The sequence below is a fragment of the Flavobacterium sasangense DSM 21067 genome, from assembly GCF_000686885.1.
Classification (GTDB): Bacteria; Bacteroidota; Bacteroidia; order Flavobacteriales; family Flavobacteriaceae; genus Flavobacterium; species Flavobacterium sasangense.
The window spans coordinates 1-7,564 of sequence record NZ_JMLU01000047.1 but is presented as its reverse complement, the minus strand read 5'-3'; the positions used below and the strand labels follow the sequence as shown (position 1 = coordinate 7,564).

The window sequence follows — 7,564 nt, the reverse complement described above, 5'->3', positions numbered from 1 at the left end:
GAGGATATCTGTCTGATAGTATACAACTCGATTTATTCCAATCAGCAAATATTAAATTGGAAACGCCAAAAAGAATGAATCAAGTGAATTATAAACCACAGCCGTATGTTTTCAGAAAAGCAAGAAAAAGAATTGAAACTTTATTCTCGCAACTGTGTGACCAATTTTTAATTAGAAGAAATTATGCTAAAACTTTTGAGGGATTTAAAACTCGAATTCTAGCCAAAATAACAGCATTAACTCTAGTTCAATATATCAATAAATTTATCTTTGATAGACCAATAAATAAAATCAAAAATCAATTAATTTAATTTCACCCAACGGGTTAATCAATATATTGTTTCAATGTAGTCAACGGATATTTATCAGGGTGTGCAACAACTTTTAAACGTTTTTCAGGATTACTTCCCGGTATTTGTATATAGATTCCTGTAACAGCATCTCTTAAATATCCTGTGGTGTCCTCTAATATAAATCCGTTTGTATTGTTAATATATAAACTACCATTTTCATTTTCTAAACCATTATTGCTTACTACAAAATAACTATTCCCATTGGTATTATCTTCTTTCAATAATCGATCTCCGTTTTTCAATTTAAAATCTCCATAAGTTGATTTATCATGTGTATGGAAATATCCAACAGGACCAGCTGTTCTAAATCCATAAGTGTATGGATAAGACTGAATAGTAATGCCATTATCTACATTATCTTTCAAGATAAAATGTACGTAATAACTAGTATCTGGTCTCCAGATAGGTTGAATATATTTTGTTATTCCATCTATTGCCGCTTGCGCATCTTCTGCAATAGCTTCTTGTGATGGTATGTTAATATTGTATTCATAATCTTCAACTGACATCCAACAAACTTGATGAATCATCGTGAATTCTTTTGGTGTACATTCACAAATACAATTACCAACCTCATTCAAATAAGTAAGTATAGACTCAACCGCACCCCATGCTAGTGTGTAATTTTGAATATCTTTTTTACTTAAAAACTGATTAATTAATTCCAATTCATAGTTAAGATATTTAATTAGATTATAATTAGGATCAAATGCCGTTATAAGATTCTGAATCTCTCTGTAACATAAAGAAACTGTTTCAAAATTTGACCCTGTAATAATTTGTGGGTCAATCAAACAACTTTCATAAATGGTCAAAATCTGTTGATAAAGTTGACAAACTTTAGGATCCTCTTCACCACATCCTTCTTCTTTACAATATTGTTTTATTTCAGAAGTGAATATTTCAGAATTTGAAGAATGCTCTTTTAATCCTAATTCGTAAGTTTCTTGTTTTGCATCAAATTTTATAATCCCTAATTCATTATTAATTAAACCAGAAATACTCAGCACATTGGTTAAACAGCTTTGTAAATGAGAATTAGTGTGAACAACTAGTGACCCTTCATTTTGATTAAAACAATTTAAAGTAATAGCATTACTTGCTCTATTAAATGTAAAATTCCTAATTCCGTTTGTTCCGCTATTTAAATGTATTTCTTTACTCCAAATTACATTAAAATCATAACTCATTTTATGTAAAACACCATTATAATCGTTATTCTGAAGCAAATAAAAACCTTCATTATTTAGCTGGATAGAAGAGTTATGATTTGAAGTCGAAGGAAATTGATAAGTGGTATAAACTCCTTCTTCATTAATCAGTAGCGCAAAAATACCATCTTGTTTACTATCATATCCTGATAGTAAATATGAACCATCATCCATAATTTTAATATCATGAATAGTAGTGTAACGTTTATCAATTTTTAAAGAAGAAATTATTTTTAAAGTGCTATCCAATTTTATAATAACACCAACAGAATCATTGTAATCACCTTCAATATACCTTCCTGCTACAACAAGACCTTTATTATCTTCACAAATAGCATTAATAATAAATTCTTCTTTTTCAATTATCAGTAGAGTTCCTTTGATCAAAGTTCCAGATGAATCAACAACGGCCACGAATGGTTCTTTTTTGGTATCAATTTGGTTTCTATCTGAAAGGGTTAAATAAAACTGAAACTCCTTTTTTGATGGTGCAATATGTACAAATATATCTTCATCTTTCCATTCAATATGTTTAAACCATATGACTTTACCATCTTCAGGATTAAAACTTAATAAATAATGGTCTTTTCCTGTTGTGGCATAAACAATATACTGAAACTGATTCTCCTCTGATTTTTCAATCTGAATGATACGCTTGAAAATTAGTTTTTCATTCATATTCTCCAGAAGTTCATATTTTCTTTCCCAAATCAAAGTACCATCAGTAGCAATTTTACTAATTAATCCTTTTTGTTCAGTTGTACCTATTGAATAGATAAAGTTGGAATCTTTTTCAATAAACTCTTTTGAATAATAATAATTTAAGGTATCTTTCTTAGAATATCTAGTAATAAATGATGATGAATTTCCATTATCACTTGCTCCACAAATCAATTGATGCAATTCTTGTTCTAATAATACAGTCGAAAGAATATCACCATCAATGGCACCAATAGAAATCAAATTATTATCATTTTCAATAGTAGCAATTTGATCGTTGATTAATGCTATTTGTTGATTAATACTACTATCAAAAATAGGTTCAACTACAATGCGGGTAATTGGTCTCCAGTTTTCATGAATAGGTAGCCATTCTCCAATAGCGTTAGTGGTGTAATTATATTTTATTTCTTCGTTTAATGAGTTTCCAAATAAAACCATTTCATAAGGTTCATTTACATTTGATGCATTTGGATTTGGATTTCCATAGACCACATTAAACATTACATCATTTTGAGGACTCTGTAGAATAGAATAGAATTTTACTTTAACCCCATTACTATAATTACTCAATTTTAATCCAGTCATTATAGTGGGTTGAGGCAATAAAATTTCCAAGCCATTCCAATTATTGAAAGCTAAAGATTTAGGCAAATTAAAAACGTTTGCCTCATCAGTTATATAGGCAAAATCTTCATCTGGATTTGGTGTAATCAATTGAAAAGATACATCATTTGAGAAAAGAGGTGTATTAACATCCCCACAATAATACTTGGCATTCAATGGTTTTTGCAAAAATTTAGCACACTTATGCTCTTTATGTTCTGCTTCACAAAACAAGGAAGAGGCATTTACACCATATTGTTCAGGTACATACCAACCTGGCTCTCCTTGCTCAGTATATGAAAATGGAGTTGTTGCTAATATTCGTACGGCATTATATATCCCATCTGTTTTTTGGAATTGCCCAACTTTCAGATTGGCAATACTAGGCTCATTAGGATATAACGCCTCATAAGGATGATAGCTTTCCCATATATTTTTAGTTTCATTCCAAAATTTTATTTCTAAATGATCAATAGTATATTGATGTTTAACTTGTCGAATACTTCTTCCTTTAATTGTACTTACCGGTGGAATCAAATCCACATAATTTGCTGGAGCATTATTAATTCCCCCTATTAACTTTCTGACCGAATTATTTGGGTCTTGAGCGTTACCAGGTAATAATCCTTTTTGTGTTTTAATATCAATGTAAGTATCTAAAGGTATAATATGATTCAATACTTCATTAGGCAATACATTTACGGCTGGAATTGAATTTAAGTAAGCTAATACAAAAGTTTCATTTGATAGCATATTAACCCCTTGAACCAATTCTGGTATAGCAGCTTGATTAGATATATTAATCAATGGATTAATTGGAGTTCGGTCAATATTTTTATTAAAATTCCAAACTACTTCAAGGTTTCCACTGAATTTAAATAAAGTTATGCGCTTACCAAATATCTTAATACCAACCTTAACTCTAAAATAGAATTTACCATAGATCAAGAATGGTTTTGGTGCTTCTACACCAAACAAAATTCCTATTTCTAAGTTTAATGTCACGAATAGAACTCTAACTCGAGCACTAACTCCTGCCATTAAATAAGCCCCCATTTGAGGTCTTTCAAAACTAATTTTACCACCTACTTCAATAAAAGCATGTGCTTGCACTTTAATGACACCATAATTTCTATCAAAATTAAATTCACCACGAGCGCCTGCTTCAATACCTTTTGCCGATAGCATTACATAACTCTTGATAGTAAGTAATGTTAATATTCTGGCAGTAATAGGATTAACATTAGTACCAATATTTACATACCAAGGTTTCTGATTTTTAAAGAAGAAACCAGCCTGAACATCTGCATAAACCGTTAATATTTTTCCATTTCCAGGCAATTTATAATCAGCACCAAATCCAAATTCTAACGAGTTGTCTCCAACTGCTACAAAAGCAAAAAATGGAGGATCTTTAGTATCATCAAGTCCTAAACGAGCAGCAAGTATATTTGCTCTTCCGTCTATCATAAATAGAGAAGGTATAGAAAATAAAGCCATTGCTTTTATACTAAAAGTATATCCATCATCAGCAGATGTCCCTAAAGTAGCCCCTGCACCCAAAGAAACAAGAGTATTGTAGTTTACACTCTTATCTGGACCATTAAACTTCTGTACATTTATTCCTAATTTTGGAGCCTTATAGTATTCATACCAAGTATTATCTGATGTTAATCCTGGTACTGCTTGTTTCTCAGCAACATAACGATAACCTAATAATCCTCTAAAACCATAAATGGCAAATGAACCTAATGGAATAGGAACGGGCGGTTCTAACTCGCAATCAATTATGAATGCTGGATATTTTGGCATCAATTTAATATCTGCCTTTCCTGCTAAATTCACAGAAGGTATTTGCAACGTGATTCCACCAGCATACTCTTTAGAAACTCCTGGTTCAGGAATAGTTACCCATCCATTTATCTGAGCTAAAGAACCTGAGTTAGCTGGTATAGTTAAATCTAAATATAAAGTTTGTATATGTAGATATGGATGCGGTTTATTTTCTAAATCATCTACACAATAATAATATTTAACCCCATCTCCACGAACTTCAATTCCAAGTGGATCTATACTAACGCCTCCATCAAAACCAAAGTAATTAAACTTACGCATTACACCATTAACCTCTTTTTGGTGTGAACCATAATGTATTGCTGAAACAGTAATTTCAACTGGACCAAGTGGTAAAACAATTGGATCTATAAGTTGCACTGAACCTCCTTTAAACTCAATAGAACCATCACTATAAATACGTAATCTTTCAATTTCAATTGGACCTAAATTTAAAGTTTCTTTTAAAAATCCTTCAAATTGTAAAGTTCCTGAGGTACCTATATAAAAATCATCGTCTTCTTTACCAAGTTCAACGCTTTTCATTCGATAAGTGAAAACGTTAGGAAACTCTATTGGATATGGTGGTTTTGCAGAAGCTGTTAAGTTAAAATCACCATCATCACTTAAATGACCGTTTATATCAATATAGACAGTTTGACCACTAACATTTTGATTATTAACTATAGTATTGGGAGGATAAACAAATTTTTTTATCTCTAAAGCCCCTTTTATATTGGAGGATACAACTTTATTTTGCTTGAAAGAAATGTCAAATTTATTGAAGCCAACTCTAAATCCTTTGTCAGCAGAACCTATTTTCTTCCACAATGTGGGCAATGTATCTACAGAATCATTAACAGATAAACTATTCAAATAGATTTGATAATCTGTTATTGTATCAAATGTTTTAGTACCACCAGTTAACGGTGATAATTCAGTCAATGTAACAGGAAATTTAATTGAACATGGTGGAGTCGAATTATTGGGAAATAATTTTGTCTTAAGCTCATTAATATCTACAACAATTACTTCTTCTATAACTTTTGTAACAGAATTCTTTTCAAAAATCGTTATTGGAAAATGCAAATCAAATTTATCTTCAAAATAATATGTAGTTCCACCTGTAATAATTGAAGGTACAGTTTCCAGCATAAAAGTACCAGAAACACCTCCTGTACCAATCAACAAATCATAACCACCTAATCTGAGTGTTGTAGAAGGGGTTCCTTGCACAGCATCATCATGAAACCATCTTGCAGGTAATGTAATAGATAATGCTCTAGCATAAACGCCTGTAAAATCTTCTGGTCTACCATCTGCATCGGCTTCAGGAATGTTTGTTTTTTTGCTTAAATCAAGTTTAAGACTCTCTATTTGAATTAATATTCCTGTATTACCAATTTCAGCAAAAGTTGATGGTTTCAATGTACCCCCCATTTCTAATTTATATCCAATACCTGATTCAGTATCAACATAAAGTTGAGCTTCGGCAAAAACAAAAATTGATTTTTGATTAGGAATTAAAACACCATTTGGTTCAACTGGTTTTAATATTTTTTCTGGAAACTCTATACCTGCACTCAAAGCTAATGTAGCTTTTGCTTTAGGTGTAATTATTTTCTTTATATAATTTTCAATACCTTCTGGGACTAACTTATTGAAAAAGTGTTGTAGTTTAATTTTAGTTACCTCTAAATCTGTGTCAATTATATATAATCCAAAAAGTAACAATGAAAATGTCTTATCAGGAATATTTAATGCTTTTACAGCTTGAACAATTGAAATTACTGATGGGGAATTTGGTAAAGTTAAATCTGGAATATCATCATAATCTGAATTAGAATTTTTAAAAATATTAAAATCGTAGACAAATTGTTCAAATATTGTCGTTTGCTCATCTATAGGGTCGACAAAATAACTAATAATGTATGATAAAACTTCATCCTCCGAAATTCTAAAGACTTGGAGTCCTATAGTATAAAAATCTTCTAATGTAAAAGAAAAATTATCTAGATTGAAGGTCTTTAAAAACGCTAATATCTCCCACTGATATTCAAGCGTAATTGGAAAAGACGAAATATTTGGATTTCCATCTGGATCAGGATTGAGTACCAATCTCATATCAAATGGCAAAGGTATTGCCATCTCTCTACTAACAATTTCTAAACTGTAAAAAGCGGCATCTCCATTTACACTTTTAGAATATTGTAAATTTTTATAATGTATTTTGTCAAAAATGGCATTTATACCATTCTCTACAAAAGATAAAAATTCTGGCAAATCATCTACCGTAATTACCTCTGATAATCTTGGATAATATCTTGCTGTTGGTAATATATTAGGCATAACTTTATTTTTTTAAGGTGATTGTAAATAATATTAGTCTATTATTCCTTTATAAAAACTATGTTGATTTTTACTTTTTAAAAATCAATTTCATCATTAATCTGAAAACCTATAGATTTTTAAACAAACAATTAAAACTATCATTTTGTCTTGAATAATCTTTCTTTGTAAATCGTCAGCAAAAAGTGGACTGATTTAGTTCAAAACTAAGAGAGTGTTTTCAAAAATTATTAACTTTGAAATAGTATGAAAACACCTAAGAAAAAAACAGCAGAGAATTTCATCAAAGACATTCGTAGAAATACACGAAGAATCTTTAGTTCCGAACAGAAAATCCAAATTGTAATGGAAGCTTTACGTGCAGAAATGTCAGTTGCAGAATTATGTCGTAAGTATTCAATTAATGAATCTCAGTTTTACAAATGGAATAAAGAGTTTTTAGAAGCTGGTAAAAAGCGTTTAGCAGGCGATACCACAAGGGAAGCCACAAGT

At 30.5% G+C, this 7,564-nt stretch carries 3 protein-coding genes; 2 read left to right on the top strand and 1 reads right to left on the bottom strand.

The annotated features are described in order from the left end of the window. On the top strand, positions 1-311 hold a 311-nt coding region (locus tag BP92_RS0113390), incomplete at its 5' end, for a transposase (RefSeq protein WP_026725979.1). Positions 312-325: 14 nt separating this feature from the next. Here the strand turns inward: BP92_RS0113390 and BP92_RS0113385 are convergent. Next, positions 326-6,847 carry a hypothetical protein gene (locus BP92_RS0113385; protein ID WP_150111942.1) on the bottom strand — a complete coding sequence of 2,174 codons (6,522 nt, stop codon included), beginning with the start codon at positions 6,845-6,847 and terminating at the stop codon, positions 326-328. Between the two features lie 471 nt (positions 6,848-7,318). Here BP92_RS0113385 and BP92_RS0113380 point away from each other — a divergent pair. Further along, the coding region (locus tag BP92_RS0113380) for a transposase (RefSeq protein WP_026726479.1) at positions 7,319-7,564 on the top strand (246 nt) is incomplete at its 3' end.

Bases quoted from the DNA above. Each gene is read 5' to 3' on its own strand.
- BP92_RS0113385 (WP_150111942.1), bottom strand. From the start codon at position 6,847: ATGAGATTGGTACTCAATCCTGATCCAGATGGAAATCCAAATATTTCG.